The organism is Mesorhizobium sp. M7A.F.Ca.CA.001.10.2.1 (genome assembly GCF_003998575.1).
GTDB lineage: Bacteria > Pseudomonadota > Alphaproteobacteria > Rhizobiales > Rhizobiaceae > Mesorhizobium.
In genome coordinates this window covers 1-18,949 of record NZ_RZQY01000039.1, presented here as the reverse complement: position 1 = coordinate 18,949, position 18,949 = coordinate 1, and the positions used below count along the sequence as shown (strand labels likewise).

14 protein-coding genes and 1 pseudogene are annotated in these 18,949 nt (G+C 56.5%); 1 reads left to right on the top strand and 14 read right to left on the bottom strand.

Going from position 1 to position 18,949, the window contains the following annotated elements:
- On the bottom strand, positions 1-202 hold a 202-nt coding region (locus EN964_RS04760; RefSeq protein ID WP_164775734.1), incomplete at its 3' end, for a helix-turn-helix domain-containing protein.
- 116 nt (positions 203-318) lie between these two features.
- Between EN964_RS04760 and EN964_RS04755 the strand changes: the two genes are divergently transcribed.
- Complete coding sequence (locus tag EN964_RS04755; RefSeq protein ID WP_127266641.1) at positions 319-600, top strand: DNA -binding domain-containing protein; 282 nt, start codon at positions 319-321, stop codon at positions 598-600.
- A 533-nt stretch (positions 601-1,133) separates the two neighbouring features.
- Here the strand turns inward: EN964_RS04755 and EN964_RS04750 are convergent.
- The 13 genes and pseudogenes from EN964_RS04750 to EN964_RS04695 all read right to left on the bottom strand — a co-directional run bounded on the left by EN964_RS04750 (position 1,134) and on the right by EN964_RS04695 (position 18,724).
- The gene (locus tag EN964_RS04750; RefSeq protein ID WP_127266649.1) at positions 1,134-1,871 is read right to left on the bottom strand and encodes a LuxR family transcriptional regulator; all 738 of its coding nucleotides are present in this window, start codon (positions 1,869-1,871) and stop codon (positions 1,134-1,136) included.
- Positions 1,872-2,705: 834 nt separating this feature from the next.
- Positions 2,706-4,112, bottom strand: coding sequence for an aminotransferase (locus EN964_RS04745; protein ID WP_063169303.1), 1,407 nt, complete (start codon positions 4,110-4,112; stop codon positions 2,706-2,708).
- A gap of 190 nt (positions 4,113-4,302) precedes the next feature.
- Positions 4,303-4,724, bottom strand: a pseudogene (locus tag EN964_RS38375) (transposase); the annotation flags it as partial.
- Between the two features lie 455 nt (positions 4,725-5,179).
- Complete coding sequence (locus EN964_RS04740; RefSeq protein WP_063169304.1) at positions 5,180-5,686, bottom strand: TIR domain-containing protein; 507 nt, start codon at positions 5,684-5,686, stop codon at positions 5,180-5,182.
- Positions 5,687-5,695: 9 nt separating this feature from the next.
- Positions 5,696-6,556: a DUF4231 domain-containing protein gene (locus EN964_RS04735; RefSeq protein WP_127266642.1), complete on the bottom strand. Its 861-nt coding sequence runs from the start codon at positions 6,554-6,556 to the stop codon at positions 5,696-5,698.
- A 1,402-nt stretch (positions 6,557-7,958) separates the two neighbouring features.
- Positions 7,959-8,456 (bottom strand): Lrp/AsnC family transcriptional regulator, encoded by a 498-nt coding sequence (locus EN964_RS04730; protein WP_127266643.1) that lies wholly within the window; start codon positions 8,454-8,456, stop codon positions 7,959-7,961.
- A 498-nt stretch (positions 8,457-8,954) separates the two neighbouring features.
- On the bottom strand, positions 8,955-10,478 hold the full coding sequence (locus EN964_RS04725) for a fumarate hydratase (RefSeq protein WP_127266644.1): 1,524 nt from the start codon (positions 10,476-10,478) through the stop codon (positions 8,955-8,957).
- Positions 10,479-10,505: 27 nt separating this feature from the next.
- The gene (locus EN964_RS04720; RefSeq protein ID WP_127266645.1) at positions 10,506-11,939 is read right to left on the bottom strand and encodes an NAD-dependent succinate-semialdehyde dehydrogenase; all 1,434 of its coding nucleotides are present in this window, start codon (positions 11,937-11,939) and stop codon (positions 10,506-10,508) included.
- A gap of 193 nt (positions 11,940-12,132) precedes the next feature.
- Complete coding sequence (locus EN964_RS04715) at positions 12,133-13,059, bottom strand: LysR family transcriptional regulator (protein WP_127266646.1); 927 nt, start codon at positions 13,057-13,059, stop codon at positions 12,133-12,135.
- 133 nt (positions 13,060-13,192) lie between these two features.
- The gene (locus EN964_RS04710; RefSeq protein ID WP_236383480.1) at positions 13,193-14,107 is read right to left on the bottom strand and encodes a CoA ester lyase; all 915 of its coding nucleotides are present in this window, start codon (positions 14,105-14,107) and stop codon (positions 13,193-13,195) included.
- A gap of 107 nt (positions 14,108-14,214) precedes the next feature.
- Positions 14,215-15,366 (bottom strand): CaiB/BaiF CoA-transferase family protein, encoded by a 1,152-nt coding sequence (locus EN964_RS04705; protein WP_127266647.1) that lies wholly within the window; start codon positions 15,364-15,366, stop codon positions 14,215-14,217.
- A gap of 15 nt (positions 15,367-15,381) precedes the next feature.
- Complete coding sequence (locus EN964_RS04700) at positions 15,382-16,635, bottom strand: methylaspartate ammonia-lyase (protein WP_127270361.1); 1,254 nt, start codon at positions 16,633-16,635, stop codon at positions 15,382-15,384.
- A 316-nt stretch (positions 16,636-16,951) separates the two neighbouring features.
- Positions 16,952-18,724 (bottom strand): CocE/NonD family hydrolase, encoded by a 1,773-nt coding sequence (locus EN964_RS04695; protein WP_127270362.1) that lies wholly within the window; start codon positions 18,722-18,724, stop codon positions 16,952-16,954.
- Between the last annotated feature and the right edge of the window lie 225 nt (positions 18,725-18,949).

The following is an 18,949-nucleotide window of genomic DNA, read 5'->3' as shown; positions in this document are numbered from 1 at the left end:
GATCAGCATCGAGGGCCGCAGTTACGTCGAGAAACTCAATGATATCGAGACGCCGCTCGCCACCCTCATATTTCGCCACGAAAGATTGCGGACGACCAAGCTTCTCAGCCACCTGCGCCTGCGTCAGCCCTTTGACATTGCGCAGTGAGATCAACTGGGCCAGAAACCGCTGGTGGCGGGGAGATCGAAGAGATTTGGGCATTTAGGTGAACCGGTCAGGTAGAGACCGGCTCAGCGACTAATCCCCGTTTCGGATTATCCCATTTTGGGATATTCTGCCTTGGATCCAGCGATCAACATGCGAGGTTCGCGGCAGACATGAATCGATCAACGGGAACAGATAGGACTCAAAGCTCAACACTGCTCGACGAAGTCCCTTGGTCTGACCGTCTTACCGCCTACGACAGGGTGCACTTTACCATCTATATGAGGCTCCTGGACGCCTCAGCCGATGAGGCGCCCGAAGAGGAAATGGCCCAACTGATCCTCGGCATTGATCCGGCACTTGAACCGGAGCGCGCCAGGAAGGCGCTTCGTAGTCATCTCGACCGTGCGAACTGGATGGTGACGAGCGGCTACAAGGAATTGTTCGCCAGCTGACAAATTCGCAGTGCTCGGTCATAGAAGCAGGCAGTTCCTGTGCCATTGGTCAGGCTGATCGGGGCCTGCACCACAGACGCGCCGGCAAAATGGACCCGGTGGCGAGCACAATTCAGTTCCCAGGAATCGGGTTTTGGCAATTGTCCGAGCGTCTGACGTGATAGAAGGTTCCGCTCTGTCTGGATGGGTATTAGCCCGGAGCAGCACTCCATATCGTACCGGCGCTCGACGAAGGGTCCACCTCTTCGCTTTCAAGCCGCATAACCGATAGCCATCGCCCTAAGTCAAGGGTTAGAGATTACCGGCAGGCAGGTATGCAAGCGGGCCATCCTCGGAAACTATATAACCGCACGACTAGCTCGTCAGCGACGAAACACCCGCTCGAGCACCCATAGACTATGATCACCGGCGCGGACTGGAAGAATACGGCTGCATCGCCCGAGCCGGCGGAACAGAAGATCTCGGCATCCAGTCAACGCTCGATACAAAGCGCGCGATCGAATGGCCCGAGCACAAGGGGATCAAAAAGCTTCTCAGAGAATTGAGGACCCTTCGGACCCCAAAAGGGCTATAGCCTGATTTTGGGTTCGCACGCCTAGCTTCTTCTTGGCATTGTCCAAATGAAAAGCGATCGTGCGTGGCTTGATACCCAAGATGCGGCCGGTCACCCAGGCTGAATTACCCCGCGCTGCCCACCTCAGGCACTCATATTCGCGGGATGTCAGCGAAATCCCGTCCACTGTTCGATCGCTCGGCAATTTGCGGCGAACGCAACGATGAAAGCAGGCCGCCATCAGTTGAAGAGCTTGTTCGTACCGCTCAGCGACCCGAAGAAATACTGGACGAGGCTCATCGGCGGCAAAAGTAACCGCAGCGGTGCGGCCGCGGAGATCGACAATTGGGATCGTCAAACCGCAGCAGATGCTGAATTGAGCCGCCTCATCGAATAGCTGCTGTTGAGCCGGCGACATTTTATCGCCTCCCAAATTCGATCCCCAGTGAAACGGGCAGCCGCCATTTCGAGCACGCAAGACCACAGGATCGAGTTTCTCATACTGATTTTCCAGATACTGTCTGGTCCAGCGGGTTGGATAGTTCGAAATTAACCTCGGTTTGCCGGAAGGCCGTGCTGGCAAGGAGAGGTAGGCAAAGAAGATTAGGTCAAGTCGTCCGGCCGCCTCAGCCATGGCATCCCGGAAATCTGCCTCATCCATACTCTGTGACAGTCTTTCAAGGAATGTCTCGAAAACAAGTGGCATGTCCCTCGTCATCGTCGCGCTCGATTCTTCCTCTTTCTGCACGCCTTCCGGCTGCGTCGTGTATGTCCGACAAACGCGATTGAATTCGCGGGCGTCGCTGGGCTGACCGGGCTCCAGAATGCTGCCATGCATTAAGTCATGACCGCCCCTGCACCGACCAAATCAGGAGAAATCATCCTGCGCTGACCAAAAGCCATCATTGACCCCAGCTTTTGCAGGAATTTGGGTCGGCATTAGCATAACAATTCGGATAGCCGCTCATCCCCCACCCGGGGCGCCGTGATCCGCAAAGAAGTGTTGCGATGCTTTCTTTTCTTTGATAGGCAAATCGTCTCAACAATATTAAAATGCCTTTCCTTGTGAACGGGGTGGTGTGTAAGTATCGTCCTTTTATATACCTGATGTGATAAAATACACCGCAATTATTATTCTGTTCTTTGTGATGTGAAGGAAGATAACCTTCGGCATTGCCGCACTTTGGAACCGACGACCGTGGCCCGCTGCAATGATGTAAAGGGCACGTCTAAGCTCAATCTGCATCGGAACGTGCAGATGACCTTTACCAGACCCTCGATTCCGCACGGGCCATAATGATACTGATTACGTGGGTCAAAAAGGGCGCCCTGCCGGCGGGGAGGTACACCCGCAGGGCGCGCCGCACAGAGGTCCTGGTCGTTGGGCAACAGGACAGCGGCGGCAGAACTGATTCGGTTACAAATCGTGACTGAAATAGCCCGGAGCATGCTCAAGATCAGATATCTGGAATTCAACAGTTTTGGGTCTGCTCGGCGCAGTAGCGCGCAGGGACATGCCTGCCTCCGGACTCGCTCCTTCGCGATCGCAAAATCATACGGCACCCTCCGCCTTCAGCGCGCGATAGGTGGTATCGACCGACTTTACCGTCGCGTCGACAATGATGTCGATCTCTTTTCGGGTAATGATCAGGGGGGGTGCATAACCGAGGATGTCGCCATGCGGCATGGCCCGTCCGATGACACCATTCTCAAACAGAGCAGCTGCAGTGCGCACCCCGACCTGAAGGTCGGGTTCGAATGGTATCCTTTGTTTTGGGTCCCGCATCATCTCTACGGCCGACAGGATACCCACTCCGCGAACTTCACCAACGATGGGATGTCCCGCCAGCTCGGCCTTCATCCGGTCTTGCCAATACGGTCCAACATCGCGGACATGCTCCAAAATATTTTTTTCTTTAAGCAGTCGAATATTGGCGAGCGCGGCTGCGGCACAAAGCGTGTGCCCCGAATATGTCCAGCCGTGGCCGAGTGCGCCGTGCTTCTCAGTTCCTTGTTCCAAAACCGACCAGACACGGTCGCCAATGATTGACCCGGAGATGGGGAGGTAGGCGGAACTCAAACCCTTTGCGATGGTCACGAAATCCGGACGCATGTTATACAGGTGGGAACCGAACTTCTCGCCGGTTCGCGCGAAGCCGCAGACCACTTCATCCGCGATTAGAAGGATATCGTATTTGTCGAGCACCGCTTGAATGGACGTCCAGTACCCTTTGGGGGGCGGCACAATACCTCCTGTCCCAAGTACCGGCTCTCCGATAAAAGCTGCAACCGTTTCCGGTCCTTCGGCCAGGATCAAGGCTTCAAGCTCATCGGCACAGCGCCGGGAGAACGCTTCCTCGCTCTCCTCGACACGCGCCTGGCGGTAATAGTGCGGCGTGGTTGTATGGCGCACCAAATCCAGAGGCAGGTCGAAGAAATTGTGAAAGAAGGGAAGGCCAGTTAGGCTACCCGTGACCAATCCAGACCCGTGATAGCCGCGATTTCGCGAGATGATCTTTTTCTTTTCGGGCCGGCCAAGAATGTTATTATAGTACCAGACCAGCTTGATGTTGGTTTCGTTGGCATCGGAACCGGAGAGGCCGAAATAGACCCTTCGCATGTTCTGACCGAAATACTCGACCACGGCCTCTGCCAACAGGGCGACCGGCTCCGTACCTTGGCTGGCATAGACGTGTGCGAACGGCAATTCGTGTGCTTGCCTGGCAATGGCCTCGGCGATCTCCGTGCATCCATATCCCATGTTGACGCAGTAGAGTCCTCCGAAACCGTCGAGGCTTCTTCGGCCTTCGGTGTCCCAGATATAGACGCCTTCCGCACCGGCCATAATCCTATTTGGCGTTTCGCCTCGGCTGTGCTTGGCCAAATGCGTAGAAGGATGGAAGACGAAGCTTCTATCCTTCTCCCGGAGTTGCTCGGTTCCCAGATTGCTCAAGCGCATGTCCCTCTCCTCGCGATAAATTGGCGGAGGGCACTCGGCCAGCCACCTGTTTAGCAAATAGCATACCGGAAACGTCCCTTGAGTTTCTCGGGAATGCAGGTTATTCGCCGTGGAATTCGCGGGATCGGCCCGAATTGCCGTGAAAACTAAGGCGTCACCTTCGCCTTAGCCGAGGGTCGGGGGCGCGTCCTGCAAACACGAACAGCTTACGACGCGCATGCGCCCAGCATAGTGCCCGATTAGCGGGCGATATTGACGGATGAATAGCGCTCGGGACGCTGTTCCCGCCGGCCGCGCGAGGCACGATAGAGCGCCGGCGGCCATGTTCCGCCGAACTGCCGGTCATCCCTTACATTCTGACGGTCCGGATCGGTCTTGCCCTTCCCAAGGGTGGTAATGCAGGTGATCAGGGGCAAAGCACATTCGCCTCGATCAGCAGGCAGCGGGTTCCGTGCCGCGGCACAGGCTCCAACCTGGTTGGCCAGCGCTGAGAGGCTGAGGTCGTGCCCTCGCGCATATTGATCGCTTTGGCGGTGCGGCGGCTGGTGCTCGGCAGACTTCTCCAAGGAGCATAGCCAGAAGGTTCGGCCCGGCAAAGACGCGCGGCGAGAGCTCCTTGCCATCGACATCTTGATTCGCAGCCGACCAGCGCCGCCAAGTTCTATCGTCAGCGTGTTGCCTTTCTTGCGATCGCAAATTCGTGGTTTGCTGCGCAGGGCGAGCCGAGCTGCGGCTCGCAGAAGGCGGCAGCATGCCTCCATCAATGCTGGCCGCTCGTGCAGTCTCGAAACGCTGGATCAAGCCTCAAACGTCGAACAGCCGCTCCTTTTCCTCGCGAAACCAGCGCCCTCGCGCGACGTGATCTTGTCTGACGATCCGACGCTTCGAGCGGGGCTCCTCTAATAGGTTGCACATGACCTGCAGCTTTCAGCCAAACTCAGCAAATCGGACGTCTCTTCTTATCATCGCTCGGCAAGCTCGGAACACGTTGGCGGACGTTGCTAAGGCTAGTCGCCGCCAGCGGATGGCGAGGATGTTTGGGCGGCTAAGTGCTTTTAGGTGGGCGATTATAAGCCGAGATCGCGATAGGTGCTTTCGCCATAGCTCCTGGCGCCATCGCCACGCTGAGCGTTTGAAAGCCGATGAAATTCGCTCGGCCAATTGGCTAGCGCGTGCTTGATGGCCTTCATCTTGAACGGCACGTGCACAACACATTTGTCCCTGATGATAGGCGGACAGCTCACATCTTGTTGCCGCGAGCCGTTAAGGTTTGCTGCGATTATCGGCAGACCTAGATCAAGAGCCAATTCCATTTCCCAGCGCACGAAGCGAAAAAGGTTTTTCGTCTTCTCACCGATCAGGACAAGTACCTGGCTCGATCCATTCATTCTGTTGCGAAGATTGCGTTTAACATAATCTTCGTCCTGTGCTCGGCTCGTCATATTGTCCAGATCGTGAGCGTTCGCGAATTCAAAACTCACATTCTCGCTGGCGTTCCACCCTTTCATAAAGCGGTATGCCCAAGCGTCTTCATCGCCGTCAAATATTACATAGGTCGGATCGCTGTATGCCATTGTTGTCTCTTAGTTGTTTTGACGAGCAACCCACTGGGTGTGCTCCCGTGAGAAAGCCAGTTCGGCTTCGTTCACCGCGGCGGAGAATGCCTCATCCGAGTTGGCGTCCGTAATAAGGTCGGCAGTCAAGCCGATCTCGTGAGCTGTCAACGTGTAAGCCGATGCCAATTCGTTAAATTTCTTGATCTGGGTCCACCCGATAAGCGAGGCGGCGATGACAATTAGCGGCTCGGTCGGCCAGCCTGGCATCGCGGGGTCAGCGATGCGTACTACGATGAACGAGAATCCCAGAGCGTATGCAAAAATACCGAGGCCCATCCAGACTTTCGCGGACCTCTTGTTCGAGCGCGCCTTCTTCTCGTACCACTTCCGTTGGTCGCAGATTCGTCTCTGCAGATACAGGTCTTTTCTTTCTTTTAGCGGGGAGTCCCTTATCGACATCATCTGGTCGGTTGTTTGGGGGGATGCTGAATCGGTGCCGCTCAACGCGCTACCAAGGTGACGATTGCTATCAAGGATACCTTCTATGAGCTTTCGAAAATCAGCTCTGGCGTCAGCGGCGCGCGCGTCATCGAACGGCTGTGCTCGCATCGCGAAGCGCCAAGTCAATGTCTTCACCGACTCTGCCAGAGCTCGAGCCTGATACCAGACCTGCTCGGGCTTTGTGACCGACCGGAAAATGAGGACTCCCATTGAGCAAAGAAATACCGCAGCATAGACACCGAAATAGGCTTTTGATGGCGACAAGTCCAAAGAGAGCACCGACGCTAAAAAAAGAAGAACGTACTCTGCCCGGATCAGGCGCAGAAACGTCGCCTGCTGCTCGTTGGATGCCACGTCGGCGCTATTATAGAGTCCAGGATATTTCATTTTTGAAGCACACCAGTCTATTTTGTGGCGGTAAATTCTTTAAGCCAGGATTTGGCGAACGTGAGGTTAGCAGTCGAGCTTACAGAGCCTATTCTTGGGCGAGGCGCGGTCCCTCTGTTCATAAACAGGAATGCAGGTCCTGTCCCATCAATGTAAGGGTATAGGCCCAAAAATTCTTGCCCGGAGAATGTTTCCGAAGAATTTTTTGCCACGGGCAGAACCGCTACCGCGGTCCGAAACCCATCGAAAAAGCCAAGCTCCCAAGGCATCCATCTGCATCCTGGAGAATTGTTTGAATGCACATAGATTAGCGTCTTTGACTGCCTCATACGGGTCCGCAGCAACTCGGCGGTGGCCGAGGAGACTTTTGTGCGGTCCAGTTGTGAATCTTCGACCCAATCTACGTAAGCAGTGAACCCAAGCTCCTCGAAAATTCGCTTCACACCGAGAACGATCTCTGCGTCCTTGAAAGAATGTGACAGAAAAACGTCGAATGACGATCTGGCTGTAGCTGCGGCCGTCTCTTCCTTTAGAACGATCGATGCGGCTCTATGCCCTCGACTGGCATTCGCAACTCTTTTCAGCTCTGCCTCGGTCAGTAGCACTATTCAAATCCCCCCATGATCTGTTCGCAATCTATGAACTTGACGCCCATTCGATTAAGCGACCCTTGTCTTGTGAAAACTGGCACCATGCTCTCCAGCCGGTAGCGCAACCTCCACCTTCTCAAAGACCACGTCGGGTGGCAGGAGTGACCGGCCTTGTCACCCACCTACGCGACCCCGGCACAGCCATGCTCTTCGCTTAGAAGGCTGCGGAGACCAGCAATGTCAAACAGGACAGACGATCTCCTAATCTCGATCAGCAACGAACTTAGGACGTAAAAACGCGATGGAGCGATCTCCGAATGTCCGCAGGCGTCGAGGGCCGGGTTGGTCGCCAAGGCCGAGCGGGCCAGCTTGCACTCCCGCTACCCGTCGGCTTGCCAAACCCTCGCTGTAGATTCGCCCCCTACACGGATGCGCTGACCGCGACTAAGCTCAATCGCCACTGATCGCCAATCCAGGGCGAAAGTTCCCCCCTTGAAGTAGCGGTAGAGGCATTTTTCGGCACTTCGCATCTTAGATATGGACGCCTCCTCAACCAGGCACGATCCGGTTTGGCTTCTCGCCGTAACCGTGCTGGCCAAGTGCGTCCGATGGCTGCTTCGATCCGTCTCCTGGAATGATCGGTTCCAGATTGCTCAAGCGCATCGTCCTTCCTCGCCATCATAGCGCTCGGCCACGTTTTTCCAGCAATTACTATACCGCAAATGTCCCTTGAGTTTCGTCGGAATGGGCGCCTTTTGCCGACGAATCTACGGGATCCGTGCCAAACACCGTTGAAACTTAAACTTTCGGTTTCACCGTTGCCTCAGGGCGGACAAAGGTATCGGTGAATTGGACTTCACTGGTTTCGTGACGACAAGGCTATAGTATTGATCAATCCCCAAGCCTGCCTGCAGCAGTCCCTCCATGAAATCCTGATAGGCGGCCATAGAACGAGATGCGACCCGCATCAGATAATCCACGCGCCCCCCAATTGCCCAGCAGTCCAGGATTTCCGGAATCTCTTGGATTGCAGTTTCGAAGAGTCGTTGGTCCTCAAGACGATGACGATCCAGCACGACCTCCACCATCACAAAGATCATGCCGCCGATGAGGGCAGGACTCAGTCGCGCATAAAATCCCTCAATAATCCCTGCGGCCTTGAGTGCTCGGAGCCGCTCCGAACAGGCGGACGCCGAAAGATGAACTCGTTTTGCAAGCTCACTTTTTGAAATCCGACCGTCTGCCTGAACTTCGGAGAGAATCCGGACGTCCCAACTGTCGAGTTGCACGGGATCGGGTTTCGACTTCATAACCTATGCTCTCAAGCAGCGATCGACATCGCGTTGTGTGCCGATCAATTCTATCATCAATTGAAACGAGCGAATGTAGCAGTGGAAGGCATCCGTTCCAGGCCCGAGATGTGCCAGAATGGGTACGAAAATCAGCTGAGGGAGAGCGATCAGCTGAGAAAAGCTGCAGAAGTAGTTTGGCTATCGCCCCGACGCCTAACGGGGCAATGATGCAGCTGGAGAGGATAGCCGGCCGCGGCGGAGACCTCCTGATAAATAGATAACCCATTTACTGAACTCCGCTGCCGTACTTGATAGACGCCGCGACGTCATTCGAGCCTCGATCGCGTGTACGGCATATTCAATGCAGTATTCACTGGCACATTCAGCTATTGGAGTGAATTGAAGGCCTTGCTCGTCCGGCCCGCCGAGGCGCATGGCACCGCAAATGCCGCTCGTCTTACGGCTTGCCCGACAATTTGGCGCGGGAGTCTGGCCGAAATCGCCCAACGGAAAGACTCAAACGCCGATGTTGCGTGCGATGCTGTCGGCCGCCATACGCTTACGCCACTCAAGAGGCCCGGAATTGTGAATGGAGTTTCCCTCAACATCGACGGCCATGATAACAGGCATGTCCTGCACATCGAATTCATAGATGGCTTCCATGCCCAGGTCTTCAAAGGCAACGATCCGCGCCGCCTTAATCGATTTTGAGATCAGGTACGCAGCGCCACCCACTGCAGCAAGGTATGGCGTTTTGTGTCTTACAATCGAGGCGATGGCCGCCGGTCCCCTCTCCGCTTTGCCCACCATCGCGAAAAGGCCGGTTTCGGCGAGCACCTTGTCCGTAAAATCGTCCAAGCGGCTGGAGGTTGTTGGACCGGCGGGTCCAACGATCTCATTTCTCGCTGCCCGGACGGGACCGACGTAGTAGATCACGCGTCCCCGCAGATCGACTGGAAGCGGCTTGCCGGCATCGATCAGTTCGACCATTCGTTTGTGGGCAGCGTCACGGCCCGTCAGCATCTTTCCAGACAGCAGGAGCGTTTCACCGCAGCGCCACGATGCCGTCTCTTCCTTCGTCAGCGTATCTAAATTGACCCGCCGGACGCCGGCTGGGTTCAATTCGTCGGCTCCGATGTCGGGCCATTCGCGCAAATCGGGCGGCTGGAGGCTGATGGGTCCAGAGCCGTCCAAAGTAAACTTCAGGTGCCGGTTGGCGGCGCATTGCGGGATGAGCGCCACAGGCTTGGACGCTGCATGAGTAGGATAGGTCGCAACCTTGACGTCAACGACTGTCGTCAGACCACCAAGGCCTTGGGCGCCGATACCAAGCGCGTTGATCCGCTCATAAAGCTCAATCCGCAGCCCCTCCTCTGCGCTTGACGCCCCCCTTGCGATCAGTTCCGCCATATCGATGGGCTCGTTCATGGCCTCCTTGGCCAGCAGCATCGCCTTTTCAGCGCTACCACCGATGCCGACAGAGATCAGTCCAGGTGGACACCACCCGCTGCCAAGGGTCGAAACGGTATTGACCACCCAGTCGGCAACGGAGGCGGTGGGATTGAGGGTGGTAAAACGTGCCTTGTTCTCCGACCCGCCGCCTTTCGCGGCGATGGTGATCTCAATCTGGTTACCTTGCACCAGGTCGACATGGACAACTGCCGGCGTGTTGTCTCGGGTGTTGACCCGTCTAGCGAGGGGATCCGCAACGATCGATGCCCGAAGGGGATTGTCCGGATCGAGATAGGCTTGACGTACGCCCTCATTCACAAGATCAGCGAAACTGGCCGTTGACTTAATGCGGGCATCCATGCCGACCTTTGCGAAGACAACCACAAGTCCGGTGTCCTGACAAATCGGGCGCCGCCCAAAGGCCGCCATGCGGGAGTTCAGCAGAATCTGACCTATGGCATTCTTCGCCGACGGGCTCTGTTCTCGCGTGTATGCGTGAGAAAGAGACCGGATATAATCTGGAGGATGATAGTACGAGATGTACTGAAGGGCGTCGGCGACGCTCCTTGTGATGTCGCTACCGGCCATGGTCCGTGTTCTGTTTCCCACCGGATTTTATCCAATTGAACCGAGGCCATTGACCATTTTCAGAATCTGGAAGCTTCGCACCCCCTGCTCGCCGCCTTCATATCCATAGCCGCTTTGCTTGACTCCTCCATAAGGGGCATCAGCGGAAACCCCTTTCAGGTAATTCACACTAACAGCGCCCGCAGAAAGACCGCCCACAAGCCTCTGTTGCGTATCGGCCGCGCCAGTAAACAAGTAGGCGGCCAGACCGTACTCCGTGGCGTTGGCTTCATCGATCGCCTCTTCGATCGTATCGAAAGGAGCCACGGTGAGAATTGGTCCGAACGGCTCTTCATGAAGCACTCTCGCTTCCTTCGGTACGCCAGTCAGGATGGTTGGCGGCCAGTAAAACCCCGGTCGGTCAAGGGGGGTGCCACCGGTCTCGATTTGGGCGCCGCCCTCTACCGCATCTTTGGTCAGGCGTTGCATGGCCTCGATTCGCCGCGCGTTTGCCATGGGACCCATCTGCGTTGCAGGGTCATCCGGTGGACCGATCCTGATTTTTCGGACCGCCTGCGTCATCCGGAACAGGAATTCCTCATAGCGGGATCGGGCGACAAGAATCCTGCTGGGCGCATTGCAACTCTGGCCCGCGCACTCGAATTTGTATTCCGAAATAGCCGGTATCGCCGTTGCCAGGTCGGCATCTTCGCACACAATAACCGGGGAATGTCCACCGAGCTCAAGGATGCAGCGCTGCAGATTATTCGCGGCCAGTGTGGCCAGCTGTTTCCCAACAGCGGTCGACCCCGTGAACGTCAAGACTTTGACAATTGGCGAACTGAGCAGATGCCGTGATATATGCACAGGAACACCGAACACCAGGTTGACCACGCCTTCCGGTATCCCTGCTTGACGCAAAGATTCCACGATATGGACAGCCACGCTTGGCGTCTCTTCGGCCCCTTTGAGGATCACCGGGCAGCCTGCCGCCAGCGCGGGGGCGAGCTTGCGGGCGATGAGAACGGCTGGATAGTTCCACGGCGTAAAGGCAGCGACGACACCGAGGGCCTCCGGGACGATCATCCTGTTCGGACCCAACGGAATCGGGGTCGACAACTCATCGGCATGCCGGCCATTCCATTCCAGCGTTTCGACTGCGCGCGCGTACTCTCCTGTTGCTTCGGCAATCGTCTTTCCCTGTTCGGACGACAGGTCCCTGGCTGCCGCGCCAGCTTTCTCAGCCAGAATGCTGGCGGCAGAGACGAGGATCTCGCCACGCTCTTTGGCGGGTCGTGAGGACCACGCCTTGCGGCTGCGTTCTGCCGAAGTAAGAGCTTCATCCAAGTCTGAAACCGTAGCCGAGGCCACTGAGGCAAATACCTTCTCCGTCGCCGGGTTGATCACCGGCAAAGTGGCTCGGCTACCACCGGCTCGCCATTTGCCATTAATGAAGAGCTCGTAGCTCCTGGCGTGGGACATCGCGGGCTCCACTTGTGATTCTGGCCATGCGAGCGCCGTTTCAATTTTCGAAGCCGCTGAGCTCGCTTGAGCCAGTTTCATCGCGATGGTCGCAGCGGGTCAAATATCGATTAGTGCCTAAATCCATCTGGAATCCAGATCGATCTGTTTCGACAGCAAGGAAGTCATGCCGTTGTTTACAGATCGATGGTTCTCAGGTCGCGTCAGGAGCCGATGCTACCCAGCCCCGGCTCTCAATCAATTCTCTGGCGACCTTCGGAATGAGCTTGCGGACCGCAGAAACGGCCGCAGAACGCTCATCTTTGGGATTTACAGCGAGCACCACGGAGCGGGTAATCACCGGATCGACTATCTTGACCGTCCGGACCAGCCCTTGGGAGGCTTCTTTCTGAACCGCAGACGGGGCGAGAATAGAATGCGCTTTTCCCTCTACGACCATGTTGATGATCGTTGAGAGGGAGTCCACTTCAAACCTGACGTCCAGCGCGCAACCGTGTTGCGCGACGACATCAGCCACCGAACGCCTGACATTGTTGTTGCGCATGGGAACCGCCAGGGGGAATGCATGCAGGTCGGCCAGAGCTATCGCATCTTCAAACGGTGGCTCGCCGGACGGAACCACCAGACAAAGATCTTCGCGCGCTAGCACAGTCATTCGCCCCACACTGTCTGCTGTGCGGTACAGAACCGCCAGATTGAAGCGTCCAGCCGCCATCCATTCCTCTAGCGGTCCCGTCATACCCTCGACCATCTTGAGGGACACCTTGGGCAGTTCGTGTCTTACCGTCTCAAGCAGCGGACCGCTCAGGACGCGAGCAGCTCCAGACGGAATGCCAATAGTCACCTCCCCTGCAGGGGAAGCGGCTGTGTTGGTCAATTCCACCTCGGTAAGTCGAATTTCTTTAAGAATCGCCCGAGCGCGATCGAGCAGTTTGGCTCCTGACGCCGTCACGCTCACACCGGTCCTGTCGCGTATCAGCAGCTGAGTGCCGAAGCCTTCCTCCAGTTGACGCACATGCAGGCTCAGCGCACTCTGGGCGACATTCAGAAAGCCAGCGGCCTTCGTGAAACTGCCTGCTTCGACCACGCCAACGAAGTATCTTAACTGCCTGATTTCCACGGGTACTCTTCCGAGGGCGGACTGCAATGATGTAATCTATCTCGAAATGCGATGGCGCGACAGCAATAATTGTGCCGAGTTGCATAACGCCTAGCGTAGGGTCGCTCCAGTTTGGTAACCAACCGCTGAGGCCTCAGACGCCCAACCCGGCGCCCGGATCCGTGGCGATGATATCCCGGGCCCTTTGGATAACAGGTGGATCGACCATCCTTCCGTCCAGGGCAAATGCGCCTATGCCCTGCGCCGTCGCATCTTTCTCCGCCGCGAGGACACGACGGGCCCATTCGAGTTCCTGTGGGCTTGGCGAAAAAGCGTCATTGAAGATGGCAACCTGGTTTGGATGGATCGCCAAAGCTCCAGCAAAGCCGAGCCGCCGTGCACGCTCCGCAGCCTCACGAAGTTTGTGAGTGTCAGAGAACGCGCCAATGCTTCCTATGAAGCCCAGCGGGAGCAACCCGGCCGCACGGGCGGCAAAAAGAACAGAAAGGTTTGGCGTCAAGAGAAGATCAAGTTCTGGCGCGCCGCCAACAGCGGCACTGAAGTCTTCAGGGCCAAGGGCCATTGCGACCATCCGGGGATGGGACGAGGCAATGGCCGATAGCTTTTGCAAGGCACCTGGGGTCTCGATTTGGGCAAGAAACCGGATACGTCCTAACGGAAGATTTCTTTCTCGTTCAAGTTCTGAGACCGCGTCCGCAATTTCGGACACCCACTCTGGCGAATCCGTCTTTGAAAGAACAAGTGCATCAACACCTGCCACGACGGCTGCATCAAGATCTGCCGCCAAGGCGCGCAAACTACGATTCACGCGGACCAAAACAGACGCGCCCTTGCGGCCCACCTTAGCCACAGACGCACAAAGCTGCCGCCGCGCCTCTCTCTTTTTATCCTGGGGAACAGAATCCTCCAGGTCGACAATGACGCCATCTGCACCCCGCTCATGCGCCCTCTCCACAAAGCGCGGAACGTGAGCGGGTACGAAGAGCAGGGATCTCCAGCGTGGTAAAGACATTGCGCCGTCAACGGCCACAAAGGTGTCCTTTATCATAAAGAGGCTTCGCGGTCGATTATAGCCAGGCGGTGCCAGTGAAAGATGATCCGAGGCACGTAGGCTCTTTAGAACAAAAACCGCACCCCTCTTGCGGACATACCCGCTCATGCCGAGGCGGCCGTCCCGCGCAAACGCCTCAGAACCTCCTCGCGGACAGCATGGGTATGGGCGCCAAGGGCTGGAACTGGACGCAGTGATGGCCGCTCCAAGTTGAAAATCGCCGCCGGCGCGATCGTCTCGATCGTTCCATCGGGTGTCTCAACCTCAACTCTGCGAACATGGGGATGTTTTGAAACATCCGCCACTTCGCGCAGCCGGCCATATGCTAGGCCGGCCACCTCAAGTTCCTGCATTGCTTCGTTACAGGATAGTTGGGAAAACCGGCGTTCAATAATGTCATCAAGTTGCACACGGTGATCGAGGCGCTCCATGTTATCGGCGAAACCAGGTGCACATGTAAGCTCCGGCTGCTTCAGGAACTTCTCGCAAAAATTTACCCATTCGCGGTCGTTCTGAACCGAAAAGACGACATCTTTGCCATCGGCACAACGATACGCGCCATACGGCGCCAGCGACGGGTGCTTCACGCCTGCGCGTACGGTGCGGTACCCACTATAGTCGTTTTGCAGAACCGGCACGTTCATCCAGTCGGCGACGGCATCGAACAGCGATACCTGAATACTGGTCCCCTCGCCGGTGACCTCGCGGTGATAGAGTGCCTGAAGAATGGCACTGTGCGCTGTCATGCCCGCCGAGATGTCACAGACCGAGACTCCAACACGGGCGGGACCTTGATTGTTGCCGGTAATTGCGCATAGACCAGTTTCAGCCTGGACGATAAGATCATAAGCCTTCAAGTGGGAATATGGCCCTCTGTCCCCGAACCCAGAGATGTCGCAAGTGATCAGGCGCGGATATTGTCGACGCAGATCAGCAGACCCGAATCCCAATTTTTCGATGCTTCCCGGCTTCAGGTTCTGGATAAAGACGTCGGCGCCGGCAATAAGGATGTCGAGCACGGCCCGGTCCTCCTCCAACCTCAAGTCGAGACAGACCGACTCCTTGCCCCGGTTGAGCCAAACAAAGTAAGCGCTCTGCCCACGCACCAACTTGTCGTAGTTTCGGGCAAAGTCTCCTTCGGGCCTTTCGATCTTGATGACACGCGCGCCGGCATCCGCAAGACGAGAGGACGCATAAGGCGCAGCCACGGCCTGCTCCACGGCTACGACAGTGATCCTCTCAAGAGAGTTCTGCATGCGACACCGCTTTTTTCATCTTACGAGCTCGTTTTGAGTCCGACGACGGTTCAGCGTCGCCAGAAGCCGATTTTGTTCGTTCCCAACAATGGAGAATGCCTCGTCTACACCCATGCCGGGCTTTGCGAGCATCATGTCGGCCTGGGTCGCTAGCGAAACGTGGACTGTAGCCTGGGCCGAGAGATCCGTCTCGGTACAACTTCCCCCGACATACGCCCCTACTTTGTTCGCCTTACACAGCAGAACTGCTCGCGCTGTATCGGCAATTGAGCCCACGTCTGGCGTCTTGATTTGAACGAGGTGCGTGGCCTTCGCTTCGGCAAAGAGCCGAATATCCTCTAGCGTATTGCATCGTTCATCCACAACTATACGGGCGCTGGAGCCCCGACTGTCCAAGATCGATACGATCTTGGCGTAGTTCTCGATTTGAGCTTGGGTCGAACCAAAATCCGCCGGGGACTCGACATTGAGAATGAAAGCCGGAACACTCTCGGCAACCCTGCAGATAAAGTCAGCAATCTCTTGTGGCTCCATGCCAATTTCTTGGCCGATCCAGCCATAAACATCGAAATGCAGCACGGGATGATACCCGGGGCGGCCAATCTCGCGCGTACGCCTCGCGACCCACCTCACGAACTCCATGAAGGTCTGACCGCCAGTCCCGAATTTTTGTCGCGAGTTGATCAGACCGTGGGGGAGCACGTCCACCGCCCTCAGAATCATCTTATCAACGTTGATTTCGCGCGCATCTCCACTTTGACAATAAATCGGAACGCTGAACGTCGGCAGCGCTAGGTCAAATTCTTTGCACAGAATTTCCGCCATGGTGGTGCGGTGAAGGTGGGCCGCAGCGCGTAGGAGCGCCTGGCTGACGCCGTACTCGATCGCAAGAGGTAACTGCTTGTGGTCGTAGTCCTCTAAAACCGTCGCACAGGCATCAAGGTAACGAGACGCATCGACATCCAACAGTCGCGGCACCACAACCCGCGACGTCAATTCCGAAATTTGGACAGAATCAAACAAAGGATCCCGCCCGCCAGCACCAGAGTACTGCACGCCCATCATGTCACCCCAAACGACGCTGTCGTCCGCTAGTACAAGTCCGACGCTGAGCGACGACGCCGGAACGCGAATGGACGTAAATCCAGGCGTCACCGGTTCGCCAAGATAAATAAAGCCGTCCTGGATCGCTCCGGACCTAATGGCAGACTGATCGTCATAAAAGAACGCGCCGTTGCCAGATGCGAGTAGGACGTCTTTGATCTGCACTTCGTTCGCTCGAATGTTCCAATTACACTAATGAAGGGGTATGCTGACATGCGTTGCATCGATTATGGGCCACTTGTCGCCGGACCCGCCAATATAAAGTCGGGGACGGTCCCATCGCGTTTTGAGATGGCCCATGCCTGAAAGGCGGATCAGTCGCCTTGACGCTGCCATTGACGTGCCCGCAAGGTGCTGGTTGGCAATTGCGAGAACAGTAGCCCCGCACAGAGTTCCCCCACGATGGCGTCCAAAGCGCGCCACAACAATGCCGATTACCGAACGATATATTCGTTCGCCATCGCAGGCACCTCAACTGGCATTACTTCTCGACGATCGGAAGGTCGATGAAGCAGCCCCCGGGACCGCGATAAAACTTCAGCAATGGCGGCTCGCCGTCCGCGGGCACATTGGCGAACGAAGTCTTGTCACTTCCGGCGAGGACTACCCTCAAGCGATAACCTACCGAAAGGCGGGCGGAAATCGGGTGCAACGTGAACGTCAAGGTGGCAATTTCGCCCGGCGTAAGAGGCTCGGCGTCGCGTTCAAGAAAGCTGTGCTGTGGACCAAGAACGTCGAACGGAGAGTTGGTCCACACCTTCCGGTGCAGGACCCGCAGCTGCCCTTCCGTCAGATACCGGGATACCCCATCTGGTTGCACGGCCTCAAGGTAAACAAAGAAATTGCCATCTTCGCGCGTAGAGCTGATATTGAGCTCAACAAATGGATGCCCGGTGATTTCGAGGTCATTTGCCAATGGTTCGCTGGTATAGGTAAGCCGAGCCTCGTCGAACTGACGCCGATCTCCATAATCTACTTTACCCCCACTGCCGCCGTTGGTGTCCCACCGGTTTGTTAGAACGTCGCCAAGATCTCGGTCGACCTGCAGGAAGTCAAAACCTGCGGCGTCGGGCGATGAGTCCAGCCGCGAACCACTGGACATGTACCACCGTCTGCGCCTGGCTTCGGGCGGCCAGGACGTGGTCGATTTCCAAGCACCCTCGCCCACCGTGTAGTAGTGAACTACCTTACCTCCCACGCGCGCGGCTTCGCCGTTGAAACAAGCTTCAGCGAACCGGATATCATTGGCCTGCTGGGTCGCAAACGTTGGTAGGATTTCCTCATCGGCGGGCCGAAGCGGATCATAAGGTATCGCTCCACCGTGGTTCCAGGGACCGATTATCACGTTCATCGGATTTGATTGCAACAAGAAGCGGCGCACGGCCCCTTGCGCGGAGCCAGAATCAAACCAGCTCGCCCAATTCTGGGTAGGAATGCCGGACTTAGATATCCGCTCCGCCGCCATCTCTGGCGTCCAGTCAAGTATGGTTGCTCCGTCCCATAATGTCGGACGTTCGTCTTTGAAAGTGAGCTCATGAGCTTTCACCCAATCAGTGGGCGCCCGCTCATGGTCGCGTAGGGCGGCGACAAGGTCAGCCTCCCCTCCGGGTCCCACGGGTCGTACGCCCAGTTGAGACGGGCTTCCATCATCCCGGATCGACTCATTGCGGTCGAGGCTTTTTACGCCACTGTCCCAAAGATCCATCACTTGGTTAGGAACTCCGCCGGGAAAGGAAAGATCTTCATAAACACTATAATCGGCGAAGCGCGGCACGATCCCCTTCACTGCGGGGTGGTTTTGCTCAGCCATCCAGTCTGCGGAGTTGGCAGTGTATGACACGCCATAGCCAACCACCTGGCCAGTAGACCATGGCTGCGCGACTATCCAGTCGAGCACTTCGCTGTTGTCCAAGATCTCAGAGCGAGAGCGGTAGCCGGGCCATACCCCGAAAGACGCACCCGTGCCCCGAACATCTCCAACAACCACGGCGTAACCGTGCTGGACGAACATTTCAGCGTAGCAATTAGACAAGCTGCCCTTCTTCCCGCGCCAATAGCGTGTCATTACTAAAATGGTATTGCGCTTGGTTTCGGTGCTGTCACCCATTGGACGCACGACATCCAACGCCAGCCTGACGCCGTCGCGCATTCTCACATACGACGATTCCACGGGTCCCAGTTTGTAGTGCCCCGCTATTTCGCCACGAAGTTCTAAGCGGAACATCGAATCTAGCTGGGAACGAGAGAGGCTCATTGCGTTTTCCTGAATTCTAGATGGTGTTATAAAGTCCAAATAACCAACCTTAGGGGCCGGCTTGATGGGCTACCCGGTCGGGCAGATCGACCCCGTGAACAGCGCGCAATTTCGTTGCTGTGGCCCCAATCAGCGCCGTCCAGCAGTGAGGTTCGCCCCGATGACAGCAAGCGCCAGCATTGCTTCATTCGTTGTCATTGCGCGAAGGCTGCGGGCGGATAAATC